Source organism: Neobacillus sp. B24 (genome assembly GCF_055381825.1).
This window is the reverse complement of sequence record NZ_AP035777.1, coordinates 1,014,731-1,036,144: the sequence shown is the minus strand read 5'-3', so window position 1 is coordinate 1,036,144 and position 21,414 is coordinate 1,014,731. Positions and strand designations below refer to the sequence as shown.

Sequence of the window (21,414 nt, the reverse complement as noted above, 5' to 3'; positions counted from 1 at the left end):
TCCTCCTTACCTAATGGATGAAATTGAAACCCCTGCTTCAATATAGCTTCGGACCAATTTCCAGGTTTGGTCCTGTGGTGATGCCTGGAAGGTTTGGAAAAATAGATTACCAGTTTCTGTGGTTTTTCCATTGATGATTAGCCCTGCTGCGATTGTCACCATGATCTCATTGTCTCTTAATTTGTAAATCGGTCCAATTGTTAGATCCCATTGGGCATTGCTTTCTTGGACAAACTGAAATCCCTGCTCCCAGCCGTTGATCGATTCCTCGTACCCAAAATCTGTTATTGCCCCGTTGGTCACTTCCCTGGCTTGGTAATCTGTTGAGATGAGTGTCTTGAGGTCTTGGAGAGATGAACTTCTCCAGGAATCTATGTAACTAGCAAGGAATTGGGAGAAGTCGAGAATCATAAAAAACCTCCTGATACAGTGATTATTGGGTTTCACTTTATTACGTCTTCATAGTGACCGGTGGGCTTATTTTCCTTTGCTCTCGGGCGCTATGAGCCCTTCATAGTGACCGCTGGGCTTATTTTCCTTTGCTCTCGGGCGCCATGAACACTTCATAGCGACCGTCTAGCTTATTTTTCTTTACTCTCGGGCATTATGAGCCCTTCATAGTGGCCGGTGGGCTTATTTTTCTTTTCTCTCGGGCGCTATGAGCCCTTCATAGTGACCGGTGGGCTTATTTTCCTTTGCTCTCGGTCGCTATGAGCCCTTCATAGTGACCGTCTAGCTTATTTTTCTTTGCTTTCGGGTGCTATGAACACTTCATAATGACCGTCTAGCTTATTTTTCTTTACTCTCGGGCGCCATGAGCCCTTCATAGTGACCGGGGGGCTTATTTTCCTTTGCTCTCGGTCGCTATGAGCCCTTCATAGTGACCGCTGGGCTTATTTTCCTTTGCTCTCGGGCGCCATGAGCCCTTCATAGTGACCGGGGGGCTTATTTTTCTTTACTCTCGGGCGCTATGAGCCCTTCATAGTGACCGGAGGGCTTATTTTCCTTATCTCTAGAGCACTATGAGCCCTACTCCGTTTTTGTAGCATCTACTCTTTTCTTATCACACGGCACCTAAACAGGTTACCCTTCAGCATTGTGCCCAAATACCCGACCAGTAATATCCGGTATCGCCTTCAATGCCACGCGTTTTTCTAATGTTTCCCCCATGCCAGGCGCCAGCAACTCACAGTTCGCAAGCTGCCGCATTTCTTCAAAATCAGGTTCTTTGCCATGAAGGATTTCATTACACTTTTGAATCGTCCATTGTGGGTACGGGCGCTCCAATAACGTAAAGGTCTGCCCTTCTTCCACCAGGCCCTCATTTAACACCCGGAAATACCAGCCGGTTCGTCCCGTGTTTTGGATAAGCAGTGCCAAGGTTTTAATTTTAAACCGGCGGGCTGGTTTCCAGCACGGCTGGCGCGGCTGCGATACTTGAACGACTGCATCGCCAATCTGGTAGGTATCGCCAATGCAAACCTTGTCTTCAGTCATATTCTCCAAGAAAAAATTCTCGCCCATCCCGCCCGGTCCCATTTCCGAATCTCCAAACTCGTTCTGCCAATAAACATAGTTTTCCTGCGAATAGGCAAACACTGCCTTCTCTGGTCCACCGTGATTTTTCGTATCTGATACCTCATTGCCGGTCAGACCTGTTTTTCCAACCTGAATAGGACCTTCCACTGCATCTTTAAAAATCGCACTGGTCCACTCGCGGTCCATTACACTTTTGGCATCTTTATCCCCCACTGTTTTTGGCACCCCAACAAAAACCTTTTTCAATGAAAAATCCACTTCAATCACCCCATATATAAATCTTCCAGCATCATTTGATAGACTTTCTGTATCTCCATTTGCCGGTAATCTATTAATCTTCCCTTGCTAAACCAAACATCTGCCAGCGCCACCACCCGGGGGTAGTCCTCCGCCATTAACTTTTGAACGGGTCCACTTTTTTCAAAACCAATCATCAAATCAAAATAAACATTTAAAAGAATCGAGAGATCCTCCAAAAGAGCAAACGGCCCGTTAATCCTGATGGGCTTACGGCTCAAATATGGAGTCGTGTCCTTCAAGTTCGTGCTGCCGCCGTATTTATCCTTAGCTGCATATTTCAAATTGCGAATGCCGCTCATATAAAACGCCCCGAAACATAACGGGCACGGTTCCATAGTTGTGTACAAAACATAAGTATTCACCTTTTGATGAACCCGGTTATCTAATTTTAACAGGGCATTCATTTCAGCATGGGCCAACTCATTATGGGAAATCACAGAATCCGAGAGCTCAGCAAATGTGGCACTTTTTCCCCTTGCTATAATTTCTCCTTCGCTATTTGTAACCAAAGCCCCAATCGGCCGCGACCCTTCCTGAAATGATTTCCACGCTTCATTAAAACATTCCTGCCATATGTATGGAATATCTGACCAATTCACTACAGTTCCGCTCCCAACTGATTTATTTCAATATTATTTGCCTCTTGCAGGACTAACAAGGCAAGCTTGTGATCATTCTCATAAATACTATTCTCCATACACAACACACCTACATTTAATTTATTGAGTAAGATACTCAAATTCTAGCACATCGGCTAGCTAATATTAACAATATTCAAAAATCATCGATTAAATCGAGAGTACATATTGACGTTTAGATGAAACTTTCATCCGTTCCTATTCGTACACTATAGAAAGGCTATTTCGAAAAGGGGGAAATTACCATGGATTTAGTTTTATGGATTATTATTTCTGTCTACGCCATCTATGCCCTCATCATGATTCCTGTCCAGTATTCCTACATCGCCGAAACGAAACAACGGTTTAAAAAGCTAAATAAATCCCACAATGAAATTTACGACGACATGTCCTTTGAAGAACAGCAGCTGCAATTTAACTTGCAAGGGAATTTTTTTAATTTACCGTCTACTTTAATCGCTGCACTCATCTACAAAATACGCCATCCAAAAGAATCTTAATCATACAAAAAAGCTGTCGGAGGACAGCTTTCAGTTTTTTATGTTTATTTTTCCCGCCGGAATTCTCCATATTTCCGAATGGAGTTTCTCCAAATTAAAAATCCGGTTTCCATTGTCGATAAAGCCAAGCCTACCCAAGCGAACCAACAAGATAACGGGTAACTTTCATATTCTAAATATGGGTCTTCCGGTTTATTCTGGGCAGCGGTCTGCTGAGGAGAATTTTGCTTTTGGGGCTCCTCTTGTTCCTGAACCGCTGGTGCCTCTACCTCGGTCGTGATTGATTTAATTTCAGCAGCTGCTTCGACTTTTTCAACGACCTCGTCTTCTTTTTTCGCCACTTCAACAGCCATTTCAGCTTGGACTTCTTGAACTTCTTCATGAATGGCGCTATTAACCGTCTCAACCGTTTTTCCAGACATGGACTTCATAGCTTCTGTGATTAACTTCGCCAGCTCATCCTTAGGGAAATCCTTTATTGAAATCCAGCCGCGGGTGTCGACCTTGTAACCGTTATTCTCAATGACCTCTTCCGGCATATACTTGCCAATGACATAGCCGTTCCCGCTTGGCTGTATTTCACGTGCCAATACTTGTCCTTTTTGTTTGCTTTCCGGGTAAATAAAATTAACCCTTCCATTGCTAATTTCTTTTTCCTTGAGCTTAAATGATTTGAAAATGACCTTTTTTTCCTCAAACGAAACCATCGACTTTTCTATCTCCTTCCCTTTAAAAAGATACAAAATCTATTATTTTATTTGAAAAACAAATTTCAACAATTTCCAAATCGTTCTACCTATAGACTTCTCGATTCATGTCTTTTTTCCTGCAAAAGTTTTTATCTTCTGAAAAAATGATTTACGAGCGGCACCCAAATGGTAATATAAGGATGGGAGTTTGATAAAAAGGAGAAATGAAGGTATGGAATATTATATTGAATTGTTAAAGGAAGAAGATGCACCAGCATTATTTCAATTTGAATATAACAATCGAACATTTTTTGAAAAAATGATTCCAAGCCGCGGTGAGGATTATTACAATCATTTTTCCGAAAGACACTCACAATTGTTAAAAGAACAAAGTGAGGGGATTTCTTATTTTTATCTGATTCGAAATAGTTTAGGAGAGATTGCAGGAAGAATGAACCTGGTCGATATTAATTGGGAGAATCATTCGGGTTCACTGGGGTACCGGGTCGGCGAGGCTTTCACAGGAAAAGGAGTGGCAACTCTTGCTTTTAAGCTTCTTTTAAAAGAGACCGAAAAATTCAACATAAGATCAATCCATGCACAAACAACCACTCATAACATCGCCTCCCAAAGAGTATTAGAAAAAAATAACTTCAAACGTATTTCTTTGAGTCCATATGAAATCGAGTTTAACGGGGGTAAAGTGAAATTTGTACATTACATTTGGAAAAGAGATTGATTTCATCTAGAATGGGCAGGATAGTATTGCTTAATTTTTTGAGACGAGGGAATTTACGATATGAATAACGTAACGAAATTTAAGATTTTGAAACCAGCTAATGAAGTGTTTGAGGCATTTGTCGATCCCGCAAAGATCGGGAACTTTTGGTTTTCCTCTAGTTCGGAAAGGTGGGAATCAGGTAAAACCATTACCTTGAGGTACGATGAATACAATGCCGAATTTGATATGAAAGTTACGGAAGTTGAATTGGACAAGAAAATTGCCTTCCTCTGGGGACCGCCTGATGATGAGCACAAGGTGACGATTACCATTACCGAAGCCGGACAAAACGCAGCTATTGTTGAAGTTGTCGAAGAAGGATTCAATGAAAATGACCCTGAGCTAATCTTTAAATTGGTCGACAACAAAGAGGGCTGGGTTTATATGTTGACTTGTTTAAAGGGATATTTAGAAAATGGTATTTCGACCTTGCGTGGAGGAATGATAAAGGACTTCTAAAAGAGCCGGTTGGCTCTTCTAGAGGTCCTTTATCAATTTATCCTGGTTTTAGAATTTCGGTTTTGCCCATATTAGATGAGCCATGTTGAACCAAAAGCTTTCTGATTTTTCGATGGTCATCCCGGACTCACGAACCATTTCAAGAATGTTTCTAGTATGATGGCATCCGGAGAATCGGTACAATAGCGGGTTCAATGTTTTCTGGAGCGTGGAAACAGCGACGTTAGAACTGATCCCATGCCAGCGCTTTTGACTCTGGTCTTCCCTTCGTTTGTCGTATTTCGCTGCCTGCTTATCAAAAGTCCTGATTTGCTTTTGTTTTTCCACTGATTCACCCGCCTTTAACGAGAATAGTAATTAACTAATTCCTCCAACAATTGATTTAACGGTTTAAACCTGTAACCCATTGACTCGGCAAGGCTGGTGTCTGTTGACCATGAGCCTGGCAAGTTATATGGCGACTGGTCTCCCTCAGCGCTTAAGGTTGCGTTTGTTTCCGTTATGGTTTCGATTAATGTTACTAATTCACGCAGACTGATATCACCGCTTGAGCCCGGATTGATAGGGCCTTTGAAATCTGATGTGGCAATGTTATATAGGAAGTGTGCAGCTTCCCTTGAGTCTATGAAACTATACCTGAAATCGGGATGCTCAATGTACATTGGGTTTCCTTGCATTACATGATCAACATGAAATTTTAAGCGGTTTGTATAATCATCTTCACCAACAATGATGGAAAAACGGACGGCTACAACCGGTACTTTTGCCTGTTGAAACAGGATAGCTTCAGCGGCCCGCTTCGCTTCCTGGTATCCGACATAGCCAATGTACTCCCGCCGATTTTTTAAAACAGGCTGAAAGGTTGCTGGGTCAAAGCTCTCTTCCTTATGATTGGTTCCAAAATCATAAACGGCCTGGCTTGATGTAAAGATGTACTTTTTGACTTTCCCCTCCAGGGCTTGAAGGGTTTCATGGGCTTCCTGTGACGAATAGCAGGTCTGATCGAAAACAACGTCCCACGCTTTGTTCTGGAAAGCTTCGTTTAATGTGGAGGCATCCTCACGATCGATGATTACTCTTAATACCTTGTCGCCAAAGGGATCAGCTGTCTTCCCTCTAGTTGCAATCGTCACTTCTACCCCATTATCAAGCAGCAGCTGAACTAACCCCTTGCCGACAAATTGGGTTCCTCCGAGAATTAATGCTGATTTCATGAAAATTTCCTCCTAATAGTTTTTTTTAAATACGATCGTATGACATTCCACTATTTGTGATACCATTACATATCTGGTTTATTTGCAATGGTTAGGTTTAGGTAAATTGAAGTGAGCTCTATTAGACAGTTCGGGGCTCGATGGTTGAAAAGTGTCTTATAGAAGCGCTCTATTAGACACTTCGGGGCACGGCAATAGATAAAGTGTCTTTTAGAGGCGGTCTATTAGACACTTTGAGGCAGACCATGTGCAAAGTGTCTTTTAGAAGCCGTCTATTAGACAGTTTTAGACTGTATGATGGGAAAGTGTCCTTTATCAACAGAGGATTCATCCCCTCAAGCTTTTAAGCTTATTACACTCCTGAATTACAAACTCCATATAATCCAACGCATCCCTTCGTCTTGCGAAAATGGAATGATAGTATGATTTTTGGATATTCTTTCTTGCCCTCATCGACTCGTTGACAATGTTGTGCCATTTTTCCGGAAGTTTCTTGATTGCATATTCCCCAGCACCAACCTTAGAGGTGATATCCCTTTCCATAAAAGTGTAATAAAGACGGGATACCCCCAGAACACCCCATTCAATCATTTCTAAGCTCGATAACATGCCTAAATATTCATGAGATCCAATCCTTTCGCAGCGTTTCTTCCAGTTCACCCAATAAGTGTTGAGATTTTCAAGCATATTAGCAAGTAACAGATCCCAATCTACTGAAATAGCATACTTCTCAGGATCGCCCTTAATCACAATCCCATATTTCTTAATTTGATAAGCATCGATATGGTCCTTACTAAAATGCTTATATCCCTGTAGTTTTCCTTCATTAAAATAAGGCCCGACCGCATCGGAATCTCCTCTTATTTCATCGGCCGCCACATACATGCCATCCAAAAACAGACCAGGAAATTTCAATTGAACTTTGGCATGAACCTGTTTTAAAACTTCGATATCCGAATCCATAAGACTCCTCTTCACAACAGAAAAAAAATCAATATCACTGGAACCGGAGTCGAACGCACCCAGCGAAACAGAGCCGTAAAGATAATAGGACTCTAGCAAATCCGGTAATTTTGTATCAATCAAACTGAAATATGTATCCAGTACCTTAATTACAACCTCAGGTACTTTCATTAATTAAAATCCTTCCAAGTAAAATCTAGCGACAACGTTCCTATGTATCTCTCATTATTAGCAGGCAAATTTTTTGTCGCCAATTCAGACTTGCGAAAACAAGCGAGCCCCTTATAATACCCAAACTTATGGCATACATCCGGACGAGCCGAATAAATCCCGCACTTGTCATTCTCCAAATCGTAAAAAATGCAGGTCCCATGGTATCTCGTTTGGTTTTCAAGTTCTTGGCGTTTTAACCCTGGCATCGCTTTCACTTTTTTCTTTATTTTCTTATATTCCCTCTCCGTTATGGAAACCGGCCCGCAGCATAATCCCCTGCAGCCCTGACATGGTAAGCTCTCCACAAGAATTCCCCTCTATTTATTTAATTTTCAATTAAAATTCACCCCTACATTTTAACACAAATTGGTAATTTATCTAGAATTAAAACAAATTCTTAATTTATGGAAAAAAACAGAACCCTGCTTTGCAAGGTCCTGTTTGGTTCGTTATTTATTTTCCGATAAACTCCTGTGTCCAATAGTTACCTTGTGAAACGTAGCCAACTCCAATATGTGTGAAGTTCGGGCTAAGAATGTTCTTGCGGTGGCCCTCACTGTTCATCCAGGCATTAACGACCTCTTCTGGAGTTTTCTGGCCCATGGCGATATTTTCACCTGCATAACTGTAAGTGATTCCATACTGTTTCATCATATCAAACGGTGACCCGTAAGTTGGGCTTGTATGGCTAAAGTAGCCGTTCGCAGACATATCGCGAGATTTTTCATGTGCCATCTTGCTTAGAGTTTGATCCACTTTCAAAGCAGGCAGGCCATTTTTGACCCGTTCTTGGTTAGTCAGGTCAACAACCTTTTGTTCATAAGCACTTAAGGTGCTCGCAGTTTGCGTCGTTGTTGGCTCTGTTGTTGTCTGTGTGTTTGTCGGCTGAGTTGATGGTTGTGTTTGTTGAGCTGTAGTTTCAGCTTGCGGTGCAGCCGGCTCTGTCACTGTCGTTGTTGACGGTTGTTGTGTTGTTTGAGTTGTTGTTGACGGTTGTTGAGTCGTTTGTCCAGTCGGCTGTTCCGTTGTTTGCTGCGAAACTTTTAGACCAAATTGTGAATAAAAGTATTCCAGAAATTTATTCATATCATTTACATTAGAAGATTGATAGACGTACACTTTTTGCTGAACGGCAGGGGTAAATGTTGCCGCCTCTGCCTTATTTAGCAGCGGATTCGCCATTAGGATGGCTGCTGCGGCAGCAACTGTTAGAATTGCCTTTTTCTTTAACATAACTATTTTCCTCCCAAAAGTCATTTGCTTTTCGCTTTGCAAATTCATCTTAACACGGCATTTTTGTCATATTTCAGGAAGGAAATGTCAGTCAATTTTATATAACTTTAAAGATTCAATTATAGCAGGAATTCCTTGATAAATTTACATCGCCACTAATTTGCAAAAACTTGTATCATTTCCAGAAATTATTAGGCAATTGAGGGTTGACTACCTTTTTAAAAACCACCTTTTATTACAAAGGTTTCTGATACATGTCCATGCTTACATTCATTTTAAAAAAGCTACATAAAAACGGGCAGCCAATGTATATATTAGCTGCCCGCCACTTCTTATTCAGCCTCTTCTTATTTAATAATATCCAGTAGAAACACCAAATGGTCCTTTTAATGATGTCATTCAAAAATAGCTCTCTTGCCTGGGAATTGCGATATTGCTCAATGTAAAGAATCCGCCACAGCTTTTCGTTCTGCAAACAAAAGCACCGCAAGCAGCGGTGCCTCATCAGAAAATTTCAAACCCTGTTATCGAATACAAACAAACCTCATATATTTTCTATAACTCTATAGAAAAAGGGTGAGGCTGAATGTTTGCTGTCCATTTTTTCGAAAACAAAAACGCAATATTAACACAGCTCCGCAAACAAGCTCCGTCTGTTGGAGAGAATTTAAAAATCAAAGGCCGGAAAGCCAAGGTTACTGCCGTAAACAGCATTGATGATAAAAATATCCATGTTCAGGTGACATTGGAGACCCTTAAGAAAAATCAACCTGCCGCCGTTGATTCAAAAAAGAAAAAAAGATAATGATTAAGCCGAGAATTTATTTTCGGCTTATTTTTTTGCTTTGAATCTGTTTAGAAGACTCACCAGAAAAATAATAAAAGCTGCCACCGCAAGGGCTCCGTTTAGAAACACCTCTGCTTTGGTTCCATTGTAGTAATTGGAAACCGCTCCGCTGGCCAGCAGTACTGCCAGAACCAGCCAAATAATAAGTTTAAAACGATTATAGAATACTTGAAACATCTTCTTGCCTCCTATCCTTTTACATAATTTAATCCATTCTTCAAAACCCGCCTATTTCCCTTTTTTATCATACATTTGTTTAGCCTCATAAGCTTGTCTGAATCAGGAAAAATAAACAGGATTGTCGCTTTTTTGATAACTTATGATTGGTAGTGATTGTTTATGAATGTTTGTGATTGATTTTTAATAAAATCAGCAGTAAAATAAATTCATTCAAGTGAAAGCGTTTTAGGAGGCGGTACTTTTGTTAGAGCCAGAACGCCATCAAATCATATTAGAAGCACTAAAGACGAAGAACACGGTCAAGCTGCAGGAGCTGGTGGAATTAACAAATTCCTCAGAATCAACGATTCGCCGTGATTTAATTCAATTGGAACAAGATAAATTTCTCAAGCGGGTTCATGGCGGCGCGGCAAGATTGCAAGGAAAGCTCCAGGAACCAAGCATGACGGAGAAATCATCCAAAAACCTTCAAGCCAAGCGTCAAATCGCTCAATATGCCGGAGGGTTGGTTGAAGAGGGGGATTGCATTTACCTTGATGCCGGTTCGACAATATTAGAGATGATCCCATTTCTGCCTGAGGATATTGTCGTTGTCACGAACGGGCTGATGCATGCCAATGAACTACTAGATAAAAATATCAAAACCTTTTTAATCGGCGGCTATTGCAAGCCGACAACGAAAGCAATGATTGGCCGCGGGGCGTTGGAAAGCCTCGAGCATTACCGGTTTGATAAATGCTTCATGGGCGTCAACGGGATCCACCCGCAATTTGGCTACACCACACCTGACCCTGAGGAAGCACTGATTAAACAAAAGGCGATTTCTTTAACCCGCGAAGCATTTATTCTCGCGGATGAATCGAAGTTTTCCGAGATTGCTTTTTCAAAAATTGCCGACATTCACAATGCAGCCATCATTACCAATGAAATGGACCATGATACAAAAGAGCTTTTTTCCAGCAAGACAAACATAAAGGTGGTAACAGCATGATTTACACAGTTACGTTAAACCCCTCTCTTGATTACATTGTAGAACTTGATCAAGTCAAAGTGGGTGAATTAAATAGAACGAAACATGAAACCAAATTACCTGGAGGAAAAGGCATTAATGTCTCTCAGGTATTAAAACGATTGGATGTTAACAGTAAAGCGCTGGGATTCATTGGCGGCTTTACTGGTGATTATCTGGAAAGTTTGTTACAAGAATTAGAGATTGATACTGATTTTGTCAGAGTCGCAGAAGATACGCGCATTAACGTCAAGCTTAAGGCGGATAGCGAAACTGAGGTTAACGCCAAAGGCCCTGCGATAACGGATGAAAATTTCGAAGCATTAAAAGCGAAGATCCATCGACTGACTGATGAGGATACGCTCATTTTGGCCGGCAGCATCCCCGCCTCAATGCCAAAGAGCACGTACGAAGAGCTTGCGAAAATCTGTGCCGAGAACAGGACCAAGTTTGTTGTCGATGCCGAAGGTGAACTTTTAAAAAGAGTTCTCCCATTAAAACCGTTTCTGATTAAGCCGAATCATCATGAGCTTGGAGACTTGTTCGGGGTCGAGATTAACACCTGTGAAGACGCCATTCCTTACGGGAAAGAGCTTGTTAAACAAGGCGCCCAAAATGTGATTGTATCGCTTGCCGGAAATGGTGCGGTCTTGATTACGAAAGATGCCGCCTATATTGCCACTGTGCCAAAAGGTGAAGTGAAAAGCTCTGTTGGCGCAGGTGATTCGATGGTAGCCGGGTTTATCGCCACCTATCAAAACATGAACTCCATTGAAGAAGCGTTCCGGATTAGCGTGGCGACCGGCAGCGGTACTGCTTTTTCCATCGGGTTATGTACTCGCGAGCAAATGGAAAGTTTACTGCACCAAGTTCAATTGGAACAGATTATTTTATAGAGGAGAACGACGATGAGAATAACAGAGCTATTAACGAAACAAACGATCAATCTCTCTTTGAACAGTTCGCAAAGCGGATGTAATCGAAGAATTGGTGACGACTTTAGATCATGCTGGCAAATTATCCGATAGGTCCCAATATAAACAAGCCATCCTAGATCGTGAAGCACAAAGTACTACCGGAATCGGCGAAGGCATTGCCATTCCCCATGCCAAAACAAAGGCAGTCAAAGAAGCAGCGATTGCCTTCGGACGATCGACTAGCGGAGTGAATTATGAATCACTCGATGGTCAGCCAGCCCACCTATTCTTTATGATTGCGGCTACAGAAGGGGCAAACAATACACACCTGGAAGCTCTTTCCCGCCTGTCAACAATTCTTTTAAAAGAAGAGGTTCGCAAGCAGCTATTAAGTGCTGCAACTGAAGATGAGGTCTTGGCGATTATAAATGCTCATGATCAGGAAGATGAACAAGAAGAGCAATCAATGGCCGGCAAAAAGGAGTTTATCGTTGCCGTAACAGCCTGCCCTACTGGGATTGCTCATACCTACATGTCAGCTGATTCCTTAAAGTCAAAAGCGGCAGAAATGGGCGTTGATATCAAGGTTGAAACGAACGGTTCCGGCGGTGCGAAAAACGTTTTGACAGCTGAAGAAATTGAAAATGCAACAGCGGTCATTGTGGCGGCCGATACAAAAGTGGAAATGAACCGTTTCAACGGCAAGCATGTCATTGAAGTGCCGGTGGCGGATGGGATTCGTAAGCCTCAAGCATTGATTGAGCGGGCGCTAAAGCAAGATGCACCACCGATTTATCATGGTACGGGTGCTGCTTCAAAAAATGAATCAGAAGGCGGCCGCGGAATTGGTTCTACCATCTATAAGCATTTGATGAACGGTGTTTCCAACATGCTTCCTTTCGTGGTTGGCGGCGGTATTTTAATTGCCATCAGCTTCCTGTGGGGCTTTAATTCTGCCAATCCAGAGGATCCTTCCTATAATGTCATTGCCGAAGCCTTAATGAAAATCGGCGGCGGAAACGCCTTTGCCTTAATGGTTCCAGTATTGGCTGGATTTATCGCCATGAGTATCGCAGACCGTCCCGGCTTTGCGGCAGGTATGGTTGGCGGTGCGCTCGCTGCTAGCGGCGGGGCCGGTTTCTTAGGCGGACTTGTTGCTGGTTTCTTGGCAGGTTATGTTGTCGTTGGTTTAAAAAAGGTGCTGGCTGGAATTCCTGCTTCACTAGAAGGGATTAAAACGATTCTGTTGTATCCGTTATTAGGGATTGCGATTACCGGATTTATCATGGTCTTTGTTGTCAACAAACCGGTTGGTGCGTTAAATACCGCGATTTCCGAATGGTTATCCGGTCTGGGAACAGGAAATGCAGTATTGCTTGGAATTGTCTTAGGTTTAATGATGTCATTTGATATGGGCGGCCCGGTTAACAAAGCAGCCTATGTATTTGGTACAGGCTTAATCGCCAACGGTGTATATGAGCCAATGGCTGCGATTATGGCGGCTGGTATGGTTCCTCCGTTAGGCATTGCCCTTGCTACTACATTGTTCGGAAAGAAGTTCTCGGTTCAAGACCGCCAGGCTGGCCGTGTCAACTATATCATGGGATTATCGTTTATCACGGAGGGCGCGATTCCATTTGCAGCTGCTGACCCGCTTCGCGTCATTCCATCCGTCATGGCTGGTTCGGCCGTTGCCGGTGCGTTATCAATGGCGTTTGGGATTGGACTTCGTGCCCCGCACGGCGGAGTATTCGTCATGCCGTTGGTTGACGGCAATTGGTTGATGTATCTGTTGTCTGTTGTTATTGGTGCAGTTGTTTCAGCTATTCTTTTGGGAATATTAAAGAAACCTGTAAGTGAATAGGTATGATTTTTAAAAAAAGCCCTGTTTTCGATGCGAAAACAGGGCTTTTCTGTGTGGTTTTGGGTCGAGCTCGTCGTTACGAGCCATTTATCCGCGTAAAAATTAGATATATCCGCGATTTTTTGATTTTATCCGCGAAAAGTCAAATATTTCCGCGATATTTCCAATATATCCGCGAAATTATGAATATATCCGCGAACGGGTTATTTCCAGTGGTCCGGGGTCCGTAAATGCGATGGTAATTTAGTTCGCGCATCCCCTCGCGCTGCATTCAACTGGGCCTGTGTCAAAAAGATGCTCCCGGTAAGATCAGCCCCGCTTAGGTCGGCGTCCCGTAAGTCGGCGCCAATCATATCAGCGAATCTCATATCCGCTTCTCTAAGATCAGCCGCAATCAGCCGCGCCCCTCTCAAACTAGCACCTCTCAAATCGGCCTTCCTTAGTTTGGCCCCAAGCAGGTCCATTCCCCGTCCGATTTTCTTATTTTTCTGCAATGGAACTTTGGCGCGAACCATTTCGCTAGTTTTTAAAAGTAACTCATTTACCTTCGCCCGATGTGCCGGTACATCCAGGTTTAGAATGGCAGCCGGGCTTTGCAAAGTGAGACTTTCCGTCTCTACTAAAGCGGCCTGCAAATCAGCATGAATAGGCTTGGTGACCTCCAACTGAAGCGCTTCATTTAAGTAATAGAGTATTTCATGAAGCTGCTGCATGATGGGAAACACTTCGAACATTTCCTTGGCGGAATCAGGATCTTCCCACCAATCTTTGCCACCATATGTGACAAGCGAAACCTTCTGCCCCGCTCCAAAACATTCATAGACTGTACAACCCCGGAACCCTTCATTGCGGAGATTTTGGTGAATCCGGCAGCGGTAATCCGACTGCAGGTTCGTGCATGGGCTCCCACCCTCTTTATTAAAAGCAAAATCCGCCGATTTCGCGTATGGCAGCGCGACACAGCACAAACCAAAACACTTTTGACAATCAGCACCATATTTATTAATTGTTAATGGATTCAACAATCCCGACACGTCCTTTTTATATGAATCTTTTATAAAGGATTATGACAACCTATATATGGTAATATTGATTAATGAAATTGTAAAGAAATCAATGAAACCTTATTGGAAGACAACCGTATAAGATACATACACTATTAATTTTAGAATAGGCAGGAGATTTTATTGGGTACAAATATTTTACTAATTGGACAATATGTATTTGATTTTTATTATTGGCTGATAATAATCGCTATTTTTGGATCATGGTTTCCAGCGTTTCAAACATCAAAACTCGGGGAGTGGGTCACAAAAATCGTAGAACCCTATCTGGGGATTTTCAGGAAGTTTATTCCTCCGCTTGGGCCGATTGATTTTTCACCGATCATCGCCATCTTTGCGTTTCGCTATTTAAGCGCGTTTGCTTTAGAAGGGCTAAACCAATCATTGAGTTTCTTGGGGATTTAACGGATGCGGACAGTGCTAGCCACTGTTCGCTTTTTTTCTATCAAAACTTCCTCACATTTGGTAAAATCATCTAAAAGCATAGAGGGGGATGGCGATGATTACCTATCCATTTTTAAAACAAGGGGCGACCATCGGAGTGACGGCGCCTTCATCCGGGATGCCTGAACAACTGCATCATCTGGTTAAACTTGCCTGCAATCGCCTCGAGCGGGACGGGTTTAAAACAATAGTTGGGGAAACGGTTTGGACGGAAGATAAGGCAAAATCTGCCCCTGCCCTAATACGGGCAGTTGAGTTTCAGGATATGATGGCCGATGACGATTTCGGCTTAATCCTTCCTCCGTGGGGCGGCGAACTACTAGTCGAGATTCTTGAGCATCTTGACTTTGAAACTATGAAAACCAAATGGGTATTGGGCTACTCCGATGTAAGCGGACTATTACTGGCCATTACGTTAAGAACCGGGATGGCTACTGCCCACGGGACAAACCTGATCGATTTGCGCGGAGAATATTCTGACGAAACGACAGCGCTATGGCGGGATGTTTTGTCAACGCAGACCGGAGATTCTATTCTGCAGCACTCCTCCAAACACTATCAAAAGAAATGGCAGCATGATAATCCAACACCATGTGTTTTTCATTTAACCGAACCTACTGTTTGGAAAACAGTCTCAGGCAGTAGTGAAAAATTTGAGGGCCGATTGCTCGGCGGCTGTATCGATATTATTCGCCATCTTATTGGGACTCCTTTCGGTGATGTTGCTAGTTTCAGAAATCAGCATATCTCAAGGGAGCCCGTGATTTGGTATTTGGAGAATTGTGAACTGAACACGGCTGATCTTCGCAGGTCACTGGTGCAGATGAAGCTGGCAGGCTGGTTTCATCATTGTTCCGGGTTAATGTTTGGACGTGATCATAATAAACGAGTGGAAAATTACTATATCGAAGATGTTTATAAAGATCTTGCTGACGAGCTTGGGATTCCAATCATATACGATATCGATTGCGGCCATCTGCCACCGCAAGTGACCTTTATCAATGGCGCGTTTGCACAAGTGGAAGTTGGAGATGGCAAAGGAACGGTCGTGCAAACATTCCGGCCATAATGATTACTACATAAGGGGCTGTTAGGCAACATGAATGGAAAAGTGAAACTGCTATCGGCCATGCTGATTTGGGGGAGCATTGGCCTTTTTGTGAAAAAAATTGATCTCGGTTCTAGTGAACTGGCATTTTTGCGAGGGGTAATCGGGAGTGTGTTTTTGTTCGCCGTTACTCTTCTCATTAAACATAAAGTGTCCCTAAAGGCTCTGAAGGAGAATGTCTTGCTGCTCCTTTTATCAGGAGGAGCGGTTGGGCTGAATTGGATTTTCCTATTTGAGTCCTACCGCTATACGACTATCTCAAATGCGACAATAAGCTATTACTTTGCCCCTATCTTTGTGATGATATTAGCACCATGGGTACTAAAGGAAAAAATATCGGGCGTGAAGATTGGCTGTATCCTTGCAGCGATGACCGGGTTGTTTTTAATTGTACAAAGTGGGTCCGCCGGGGCTGCCGGTTCCTACAATCATGCCTTGGGTATTCTCTACGGACTTCTGGCGGCTGCGTTTTATGCCAGTGCTATCTTAATGAATAAATTTATTAAAAATTTATCGGGCTTTGAGCTTACGTTGGTGCAGTTAATCTCCGCTGCCATTGTCCTGTTCCCTTATATTTTGTGGCGCGGACAGCTTAGTTTTACAGGGCTAACCTCCTCGTCAATTACGTTCATCCTAATCGTAGGTATTGTCCATACGGGGGTTGCATACTTTTTATATTTCACCTCACTCCAACAATTAAAAGGACAAACCATTGCTGTCCTTAGCTATATGGATCCCATTTCAGCGGTCATTTTCGCTGCCGTCTTTTTCGGCGAGAGCATGACGCTGTTGCAAATGATTGGCGGCATCTTAATTTTGGGCTCTACGTTTTTAAGTGAAAAGCTTGAGGTCAAAATGGGGAAGAATAATCCTACTACTACTTCTTAATAGAATGGGCGGTGCGGTAGATGAGTAACCCGTGGTCTCCGGAGATAGAAGTCTCTGTAAGCAAGGCCGAGATGATGATTGAAAAACAGTTCCCGCAGTTGAAACCAGTGAGTGTCAAGGTGCTCGGTGAGGGATTTGATAATTCCGTATTTCTCGTAAATGGACAGTTTGTGTTTCGGATTCCCCGGAGAGAGATAGCAGCTGGCTTAATAGAAACGGAGAACGCACTGCTTCCTGTGGTAGCTCCATCACTGCCAATTCCTGTCCCTAATCCTATTTTTCGAGGCGTTCCTGATGAAGATTATCCATGGCCATTTGCCGGATATAAGCTTTTAGCCGGCGTGGTGCCAACATGTTTGACTCTTGAACAGAGACTGCTATCTGTTGAACCTTTGGCCAGGTTTTTAAAAACGTTGCATGCTTTCTCTATTTCTGAAGCTGAAAAGCTGGGGATCCCAGAGGATCAGTTGGGCCGGCTTGATTTTTCAAAAAGAAAGCCGATGCTGGCAGCGAACATGGATAACGCAGAAGGATTGCTAGAACGGGACAGTTTAGACATGCTGCAAACCTTTTATTCCTCTTTAGAAACACCATTTAAGGATCAAACGAAAACCTTGGTTCATGGCGATCTGCATATCCGCAATATGCTGGTGGATGAGGAAGGACGGGTTTGTGCTGTGATTGATTGGGGTGATACCCATATCGGTCATCCGGCGCTGGACCTCTCAATTGTCTATAGTTTTTTACCTCCTGAAGGCAGGGAAGCTTTTTTCAAAGTGTATGGCGATGTGAACCTGGAGATTAAAAGGATGGCGAGGTTCAAGGCGGTTTATACTCTTCTATTGCTGCTTCTATATGGGGATAACCTCAACGATAAGCTTTTGGTTTCTGATTGCATGACGGCATTACAATTCGCTTTAAGCGATTGAAGTGCCGTCTCCACTCTCTCTATTTTCCTTCCCAAAAATAAAATTCAAAAAGTTCTTGATTTTCAGCAAATGGCATATTATGATTTTTAAATAAGTAATCCTATAAAGTTAATCGGATTTAAAATAAATGGGCTGACTAGACAAAGTTGGATAAGTGTCCTCTACCCATTCACTGCATATATTTATTAAAAGTTAATACCTAGTAGATAAGTCTTGTCCTATAACTTTGTCGGGATCTATTTTTAAAAGTGAATCTTGACTGAATCACTCAACATTAGGAGGGGCGCCAATGAAGGTGTCAAGTAAAGGTGAATATGCACTGCGAGCCCTGCTGTTACTGGGCAATCACCAAGGAACCGTAATGGGTATTCAGGAAATATCAGATAAAACACTCGTTAGCATTCATTACTTGGAACAAATCCTGCTCCAGCTTAAAAAGTTAGGCTATGTCACTAGTAAGCGCGGTGCAAAGGGCGGTTACATGCTTTTCATGCAGCCAGATGAAATCAATTTGGGAGAAGTAATCCGGGAATTGGAAGGCCCATTGTCACCCATGTCATGTGCTTCTATTACAAAATACGAACCATGTCCTTTAGAGGAGGGATGCCAATTAAAGCCGCTATGGTCGCTAATCCGCGATACGATTGCCTATATTCTGGAACAAACGACACTGGAAGATTTACTGGAAAACCGAATTTCGCTGCTAAAAGGAGAGGATTTAGTTGTCGTTAAAAGGACGTCTTGACCAGCAAGTACTGGAAAAAATCACAAGCCTGTTGGATGGATTGGAGTTTGGGACCATTCAAATTACGGTTCATGATTCGCAAATCACCCAAATTGACCGGTTAGAAAAACACCGGCTGCCGCTGCAGAAAAAAGGAAACAATCAAAGTTCCAACCAAAGGAAAATATGAAAATGAATAGCTGCCGATCGGTCACCCGAAGGCCCTTTAGTTAATGTACATGGCCATGTACAGGAATAACTAATGGGCTTTTTTTATTGAAAAAAGCCCTCAAAAAATACAATTAGAGGAGAATCAGTATGCTCAAAAAATTCTGGATAACACTTTTTTCAATTTTATTATTAGCCGGGGTGGCCGCATGCTCCAGCCAAAGCACAAGTAAGCCAGCAAAAATTGAAAATAAGGCAGCTGAGGCGAAAAGAGAGCCTGTCACACTATTAAACGTATCTTATGACCCAACGCGAGAATTATATGAGGCATTTAACCAGAGCTTTGCAGCTTACTGGGAGCAGGAAACAGGCCAAAAGGTGACGATTAACCAATCTCATGGCGGCTCAGGCAAACAGTCCCGGTCGGTCATCGATGGCTTAGAGGCTGATATTGTCACGCTCGCCCTAGCCTATGATATCGATGCGATTGCTGAAGCTGGCAAACTGGATAAGGACTGGCAGAAGGAGCTCGCTGACAACAGTTCACCGTATACATCCACCATCGTCTTCCTGGTCCGGAAAGGGAATCCAAAAGGCATCAAGGATTGGGATGACCTGGTGAAAAAGGATGTATCCGTTATTACACCAAATCCGAAAACTTCCGGCGGAGCCAGATGGAATTACTTAGCGGCATGGGGCTATGCCCTTCAGCATAATAACAATGACGAACAGAAGGCACAGGAATTTGTTGAAAAACTGTTTAAAAACGTTCCAGTGTTGGATTCGGGTGCCCGCGGCTCAACCACTACCTTCGTGGAAAGAGGCATCGGTGATGTCCTCATTGCATGGGAAAATGAAGCCTATCTGGCGATCAATGAGCTTGGGAAGGACAAATTTGAAATCGTCAATCCGTCTGTCAGCATTTTGGCGGAGCCTCCAGTTGCTGTTGTCGACAGTATCGCGAAGAAACATGGAACCGAAGAAGTGGCCAAAGCGTATCTTGACTATTTGTACAGCGAGGAAGGCCAGGAAGTTGCTGCAAAAAATTATTACCGTCCACAGAATGAAGATATTGCTGCTAAATATGCCGACCAGTTCCCGGATATCAAGCTATTTACCATCGATGAAGTGTTTGGCGGCTGGACGAAAGCGCAAAAAACCCATTTTGATGATGGGGGCATTTTTGACGAAATCTATAAACCTTAGATATAGGCGCGATTGGCGTAGTGGGGGGCTCTTTTTGAGGCTTCGACTGCGCCAATAAGACTGATTGGCGTAGCGAAACCTTTCTTTGCCAATACACACTGCGCCAATAGAACCGTTTGTAGAGAATATTAAGAATGGAGAGGCTTCATGTGTTTAAACAAGCCAAACGCCACCGGGTACTGCCGGGTTTCGGCCTTTCAATGGGATATACGGTTATTTACCTTAGTCTACTGATTCTCATCCCGATTGCAGTCCTTTTTTTAAAAGCCACCACCATCAGCTGGGCTGAGTTTTGGGAGACTGTGACCGATGAAAGAGTCGTAGCTTCCTATAAATTGACGTTTTACACTTCGTTTATCGCTACGTTAGTGAATGCGATATTCGGGACACTCATCGCTTGGGTATTGGTAAGATACGACTTCTTCGGGAAACGGATCATCGATGCACTTGTAGACCTGCCATTTGCCATGCCGACAGCAGTTGCCGGCATTGCCCTTACAACTATTTACGCTCCAAACGGCTGGATTGGCCAATATTTCGCGGACATGGGAATTAAGATTTCCTATACCCAATATGGAATCATGATTGCACTGACCTTTATCGGCCTCCCCTTTGTCGTCCGCTCGGTCCAGCCAGTTTTGCAGGACTTGGACCAGCAATACGAGGAAGCGGCCGCTACCCTTGGTGCTCATTCAGGCCAGATTTTTTTCAAAATTATTTTCCCAGCCATTCTTCCAGCGATATTAACCGGCTTTGCCCTCGCCTTTGCCAGGGCGTTGGGGGAATATGGGTCTGTCGTGTTCATTTCCGGTAACATGCCAATGAAAACCGAAATTGTTCCTTTGCTCATCATTACAAAATTAGAGCAATACAACTACGGGGGCGCCGCTGCTATCGCTGCAGTTATGCTGCTCTTCTCATTCATTCTCTTATTCTTAATAAATTTTTGGCAGTGGAAGACAGCGAAAAAACACCAATTGACCTAGAGGGGTTTTGCAAGTATGGAAACTAGTAATATAGTCAAGTTGACCAATACGAGAGCCAGCAGGTTCAATCTGGCTCTCCTCAAAAAATGGCTGTTGATTGGCGTCGCCCTTGGTTTCTTAGGAATCTTTATTTTCATTCCGCTCCTGGCCGTTTTTTCGGAAGCCTTGGAAAAAGGAATCAAACTATACTTTGCAGCGATCACGGAACCTGATGCGCTGGCGACCATAAAATTAACCTTACTCACCGCCGTGATTGCCGTACCGGTAAATACCTTGTTTGGCGTCATTGCTGCTTGGGCGATTGCCAAATTTAATTTCAGAGGAAAGAATGTGTTGATTACGTTAATCGATATTCCGTTTGCAGTTTCCCCTGTAATCGCCGGTCTTGTATTTGTGCTATTGTTCGGATCCAATGGCGTGCTGGGGCCTTTTTTGGAAGCTAACAATTTTAAAATCATATTCGCAGTACCGGGCATTGTCCCGTATTGTAAAAACTTTTATAAGAAATAGGCTATAAAATACCTAGATAGAGGGCTTTATAAGCAAAAAAA

The 21,414-nt window shown here is 43.0% G+C and carries 27 protein-coding genes and 1 pseudogene; 17 read left to right on the top strand and 11 right to left on the bottom strand.

What is annotated here, in order from left to right; all coding sequences use genetic code 11:
- Positions 1-6: 6 nt before the first annotated feature.
- The 3 genes from ACZ43M_RS05000 to ACZ43M_RS04990 form a co-directional block, all read right to left on the bottom strand.
- Positions 7-411, bottom strand: coding sequence for a flavoprotein (locus ACZ43M_RS05000; protein ID WP_464506322.1), 405 nt, complete (start codon positions 409-411; stop codon positions 7-9).
- A 672-nt stretch (positions 412-1,083) separates the two neighbouring features.
- Entirely contained in the window at positions 1,084-1,797 is a 714-nt protein-coding gene (locus ACZ43M_RS04995; RefSeq protein ID WP_464506321.1) for an MOSC domain-containing protein, read from the bottom strand.
- A gap of 5 nt (positions 1,798-1,802) precedes the next feature.
- Complete coding sequence (locus ACZ43M_RS04990) at positions 1,803-2,438, bottom strand: nucleoside deaminase (RefSeq protein ID WP_464506320.1); 636 nt, start codon at positions 2,436-2,438, stop codon at positions 1,803-1,805.
- Positions 2,439-2,722: 284 nt separating this feature from the next.
- Here ACZ43M_RS04990 and ACZ43M_RS04985 point away from each other — a divergent pair, with 284 nt between their 5' ends.
- On the top strand, positions 2,723-2,977 hold the full coding sequence (locus ACZ43M_RS04985) for a DUF3949 domain-containing protein (RefSeq protein ID WP_464506319.1): 255 nt from the start codon (positions 2,723-2,725) through the stop codon (positions 2,975-2,977).
- Between the two features lie 44 nt (positions 2,978-3,021).
- Here ACZ43M_RS04985 and ACZ43M_RS04980 read toward each other — a convergent pair whose 3' ends face one another.
- The gene (locus ACZ43M_RS04980; RefSeq protein WP_464506318.1) at positions 3,022-3,684 is read right to left on the bottom strand and encodes a hypothetical protein; all 663 of its coding nucleotides are present in this window, start codon (positions 3,682-3,684) and stop codon (positions 3,022-3,024) included.
- Positions 3,685-3,898: 214 nt separating this feature from the next.
- On the opposite strand from ACZ43M_RS04980, the gene ACZ43M_RS04975 reads away from it, so the two are divergent.
- Positions 3,899-4,405, top strand: a complete 507-nt coding sequence (locus ACZ43M_RS04975) for a GNAT family N-acetyltransferase (RefSeq protein ID WP_464506317.1) — start codon at positions 3,899-3,901, stop codon at positions 4,403-4,405.
- Positions 4,406-4,465: 60 nt separating this feature from the next.
- Positions 4,466-4,906 carry an SRPBCC family protein gene (locus tag ACZ43M_RS04970; RefSeq protein ID WP_464506316.1) on the top strand — a complete coding sequence of 147 codons (441 nt, stop codon included), beginning with the start codon at positions 4,466-4,468 and terminating at the stop codon, positions 4,904-4,906.
- A 48-nt stretch (positions 4,907-4,954) separates the two neighbouring features.
- On the opposite strand, the gene ACZ43M_RS04965 is transcribed toward ACZ43M_RS04970, so the two are convergent.
- The 5 genes from ACZ43M_RS04965 to ACZ43M_RS04945 form a co-directional block, all read right to left on the bottom strand.
- Positions 4,955-5,233 (bottom strand): hypothetical protein, encoded by a 279-nt coding sequence (locus ACZ43M_RS04965; RefSeq protein WP_464506315.1) that lies wholly within the window; start codon positions 5,231-5,233, stop codon positions 4,955-4,957.
- 14 nt (positions 5,234-5,247) lie between these two features.
- Positions 5,248-6,120 (bottom strand): NAD-dependent epimerase/dehydratase family protein, encoded by an 873-nt coding sequence (locus tag ACZ43M_RS04960; protein ID WP_464506314.1) that lies wholly within the window; start codon positions 6,118-6,120, stop codon positions 5,248-5,250.
- 327 nt (positions 6,121-6,447) lie between these two features.
- Positions 6,448-7,254 (bottom strand): aminoglycoside adenylyltransferase domain-containing protein, encoded by an 807-nt coding sequence (locus ACZ43M_RS04955; protein WP_464506313.1) that lies wholly within the window; start codon positions 7,252-7,254, stop codon positions 6,448-6,450.
- Positions 7,254-7,601, bottom strand: a complete 348-nt coding sequence (locus tag ACZ43M_RS04950) for a YkgJ family cysteine cluster protein (RefSeq protein ID WP_464506312.1) — start codon at positions 7,599-7,601, stop codon at positions 7,254-7,256. Before ACZ43M_RS04950 ends, ACZ43M_RS04955 begins: the two co-directional genes overlap by 1 nt.
- Positions 7,602-7,749: 148 nt before the next feature.
- Positions 7,750-8,529: a CAP domain-containing protein gene (locus ACZ43M_RS04945; protein ID WP_464506311.1), complete on the bottom strand. Its 780-nt coding sequence runs from the start codon at positions 8,527-8,529 to the stop codon at positions 7,750-7,752.
- Between the two features lie 586 nt (positions 8,530-9,115).
- On the opposite strand from ACZ43M_RS04945, the gene ACZ43M_RS04940 reads away from it, so the two are divergent.
- A complete protein-coding gene (locus ACZ43M_RS04940) occupies positions 9,116-9,334 on the top strand; it encodes a hypothetical protein (RefSeq protein WP_464506310.1) in 219 nt (72 codons plus the stop codon).
- A gap of 27 nt (positions 9,335-9,361) precedes the next feature.
- Here ACZ43M_RS04940 and ACZ43M_RS04935 read toward each other — a convergent pair whose 3' ends face one another.
- The gene (locus tag ACZ43M_RS04935) at positions 9,362-9,553 is read right to left on the bottom strand and encodes a hypothetical protein (RefSeq protein ID WP_464506309.1); all 192 of its coding nucleotides are present in this window, start codon (positions 9,551-9,553) and stop codon (positions 9,362-9,364) included.
- Positions 9,554-9,797: 244 nt separating this feature from the next.
- On the opposite strand from ACZ43M_RS04935, the gene ACZ43M_RS04930 reads away from it, so the two are divergent.
- From ACZ43M_RS04930 to ACZ43M_RS04915, 4 genes and pseudogenes are all read left to right on the top strand, one after another.
- Positions 9,798-10,547, top strand: a complete 750-nt coding sequence (locus ACZ43M_RS04930) for a DeoR/GlpR family DNA-binding transcription regulator (RefSeq protein WP_464506308.1) — start codon at positions 9,798-9,800, stop codon at positions 10,545-10,547.
- Positions 10,544-11,461 carry a 1-phosphofructokinase gene (gene pfkB / locus ACZ43M_RS04925; protein WP_464506307.1) on the top strand — a complete coding sequence of 306 codons (918 nt, stop codon included), beginning with the start codon at positions 10,544-10,546 and terminating at the stop codon, positions 11,459-11,461. Before ACZ43M_RS04930 ends, pfkB begins: the two co-directional genes overlap by 4 nt.
- Before the next feature lie 94 nt (positions 11,462-11,555).
- Positions 11,556-12,200 (top strand): annotated as a pseudogene (locus tag ACZ43M_RS04920) (fructose PTS transporter subunit IIA); the annotation flags it as partial.
- Positions 12,201-12,353: 153 nt separating this feature from the next.
- Positions 12,354-13,346: a PTS fructose transporter subunit IIC gene (locus tag ACZ43M_RS04915; protein ID WP_464507960.1), complete on the top strand. Its 993-nt coding sequence runs from the start codon at positions 12,354-12,356 to the stop codon at positions 13,344-13,346.
- A gap of 203 nt (positions 13,347-13,549) precedes the next feature.
- Here the strand turns inward: ACZ43M_RS04915 and ACZ43M_RS04910 are convergent, their stop codons facing one another.
- Complete coding sequence (locus ACZ43M_RS04910; RefSeq protein WP_464506306.1) at positions 13,550-14,371, bottom strand: pentapeptide repeat-containing protein; 822 nt, start codon at positions 14,369-14,371, stop codon at positions 13,550-13,552.
- A gap of 162 nt (positions 14,372-14,533) precedes the next feature.
- Here ACZ43M_RS04910 and ACZ43M_RS04905 point away from each other — a divergent pair, with 162 nt between their 5' ends.
- The 9 genes from ACZ43M_RS04905 to ACZ43M_RS04865 all read left to right on the top strand — a co-directional run bounded on the left by ACZ43M_RS04905 (position 14,534) and on the right by ACZ43M_RS04865 (position 21,373).
- Positions 14,534-14,815, top strand: coding sequence for a YggT family protein (locus ACZ43M_RS04905; RefSeq protein ID WP_464506305.1), 282 nt, complete (start codon positions 14,534-14,536; stop codon positions 14,813-14,815).
- A gap of 94 nt (positions 14,816-14,909) precedes the next feature.
- Complete coding sequence (locus ACZ43M_RS04900; protein WP_464507959.1) at positions 14,910-15,923, top strand: S66 family peptidase; 1,014 nt, start codon at positions 14,910-14,912, stop codon at positions 15,921-15,923.
- A gap of 30 nt (positions 15,924-15,953) precedes the next feature.
- Positions 15,954-16,850 carry a DMT family transporter gene (locus ACZ43M_RS04895; RefSeq protein ID WP_464506304.1) on the top strand — a complete coding sequence of 299 codons (897 nt, stop codon included), beginning with the start codon at positions 15,954-15,956 and terminating at the stop codon, positions 16,848-16,850.
- 20 nt (positions 16,851-16,870) lie between these two features.
- Complete coding sequence (locus tag ACZ43M_RS04890) at positions 16,871-17,779, top strand: phosphotransferase (protein ID WP_464506303.1); 909 nt, start codon at positions 16,871-16,873, stop codon at positions 17,777-17,779.
- A gap of 289 nt (positions 17,780-18,068) precedes the next feature.
- Positions 18,069-18,524 (top strand): RrF2 family transcriptional regulator, encoded by a 456-nt coding sequence (locus tag ACZ43M_RS04885; protein WP_464506302.1) that lies wholly within the window; start codon positions 18,069-18,071, stop codon positions 18,522-18,524.
- Positions 18,502-18,693, top strand: coding sequence for a YezD family protein (locus ACZ43M_RS04880; RefSeq protein ID WP_464506301.1), 192 nt, complete (start codon positions 18,502-18,504; stop codon positions 18,691-18,693). Before ACZ43M_RS04885 ends, ACZ43M_RS04880 begins: the two co-directional genes overlap by 23 nt.
- Positions 18,694-18,821: 128 nt before the next feature.
- Complete coding sequence (locus ACZ43M_RS04875) at positions 18,822-19,877, top strand: sulfate ABC transporter substrate-binding protein (RefSeq protein ID WP_464506300.1); 1,056 nt, start codon at positions 18,822-18,824, stop codon at positions 19,875-19,877.
- A gap of 134 nt (positions 19,878-20,011) precedes the next feature.
- Positions 20,012-20,863 carry a sulfate ABC transporter permease subunit CysT gene (cysT, locus tag ACZ43M_RS04870; protein ID WP_464506299.1) on the top strand — a complete coding sequence of 284 codons (852 nt, stop codon included), beginning with the start codon at positions 20,012-20,014 and terminating at the stop codon, positions 20,861-20,863.
- Between the two features lie 15 nt (positions 20,864-20,878).
- Positions 20,879-21,373 (top strand): ABC transporter permease family protein, encoded by a 495-nt coding sequence (locus tag ACZ43M_RS04865; protein ID WP_464506298.1) that lies wholly within the window; start codon positions 20,879-20,881, stop codon positions 21,371-21,373.
- Positions 21,374-21,414: the final 41 nt, after the last annotated feature.

What these genes read in the sequence shown, in the direction of transcription:
- ACZ43M_RS05000 (WP_464506322.1), bottom strand. Translation starts at nt 411, where the DNA reads ATGATTCTCGACTTCTCCCAATTCCTTGCTAGTTACATAGATTCCTGG.
- ACZ43M_RS04985 (WP_464506319.1), top strand. Translation starts at nt 2,723, where the DNA reads ATGGATTTAGTTTTATGGATTATTATTTCTGTCTACGCCATCTATGCC.
- ACZ43M_RS04980 (WP_464506318.1), bottom strand. Translation starts at nt 3,684, where the DNA reads ATGGTTTCGTTTGAGGAAAAAAAGGTCATTTTCAAATCATTTAAGCTC.
- ACZ43M_RS04975 (WP_464506317.1), top strand. Translation starts at nt 3,899, where the DNA reads ATGGAATATTATATTGAATTGTTAAAGGAAGAAGATGCACCAGCATTA.
- ACZ43M_RS04970 (WP_464506316.1), top strand. Translation starts at nt 4,466, where the DNA reads ATGAATAACGTAACGAAATTTAAGATTTTGAAACCAGCTAATGAAGTG.
- ACZ43M_RS04960 (WP_464506314.1), bottom strand. Translation starts at nt 6,120, where the DNA reads ATGAAATCAGCATTAATTCTCGGAGGAACCCAATTTGTCGGCAAGGGG.
- ACZ43M_RS04955 (WP_464506313.1), bottom strand. Translation starts at nt 7,254, where the DNA reads ATGAAAGTACCTGAGGTTGTAATTAAGGTACTGGATACATATTTCAGT.
- ACZ43M_RS04945 (WP_464506311.1), bottom strand. Translation starts at nt 8,529, where the DNA reads ATGTTAAAGAAAAAGGCAATTCTAACAGTTGCTGCCGCAGCAGCCATC.
- ACZ43M_RS04940 (WP_464506310.1), top strand. Translation starts at nt 9,116, where the DNA reads ATGTTTGCTGTCCATTTTTTCGAAAACAAAAACGCAATATTAACACAG.
- ACZ43M_RS04935 (WP_464506309.1), bottom strand. Translation starts at nt 9,553, where the DNA reads ATGTTTCAAGTATTCTATAATCGTTTTAAACTTATTATTTGGCTGGTT.
- pfkB (WP_464506307.1), top strand. Translation starts at nt 10,544, where the DNA reads ATGATTTACACAGTTACGTTAAACCCCTCTCTTGATTACATTGTAGAA.
- ACZ43M_RS04915 (WP_464507960.1), top strand. Translation starts at nt 12,354, where the DNA reads ATGAACGGTGTTTCCAACATGCTTCCTTTCGTGGTTGGCGGCGGTATT.
- ACZ43M_RS04900 (WP_464507959.1), top strand. Translation starts at nt 14,910, where the DNA reads ATGATTACCTATCCATTTTTAAAACAAGGGGCGACCATCGGAGTGACG.
- ACZ43M_RS04895 (WP_464506304.1), top strand. Translation starts at nt 15,954, where the DNA reads ATGAATGGAAAAGTGAAACTGCTATCGGCCATGCTGATTTGGGGGAGC.
- ACZ43M_RS04890 (WP_464506303.1), top strand. Translation starts at nt 16,871, where the DNA reads ATGAGTAACCCGTGGTCTCCGGAGATAGAAGTCTCTGTAAGCAAGGCC.
- ACZ43M_RS04885 (WP_464506302.1), top strand. Translation starts at nt 18,069, where the DNA reads ATGAAGGTGTCAAGTAAAGGTGAATATGCACTGCGAGCCCTGCTGTTA.
- ACZ43M_RS04875 (WP_464506300.1), top strand. Translation starts at nt 18,822, where the DNA reads ATGCTCAAAAAATTCTGGATAACACTTTTTTCAATTTTATTATTAGCC.
- cysT (WP_464506299.1), top strand. Translation starts at nt 20,012, where the DNA reads ATGGAGAGGCTTCATGTGTTTAAACAAGCCAAACGCCACCGGGTACTG.
- ACZ43M_RS04865 (WP_464506298.1), top strand. Translation starts at nt 20,879, where the DNA reads ATGGAAACTAGTAATATAGTCAAGTTGACCAATACGAGAGCCAGCAGG.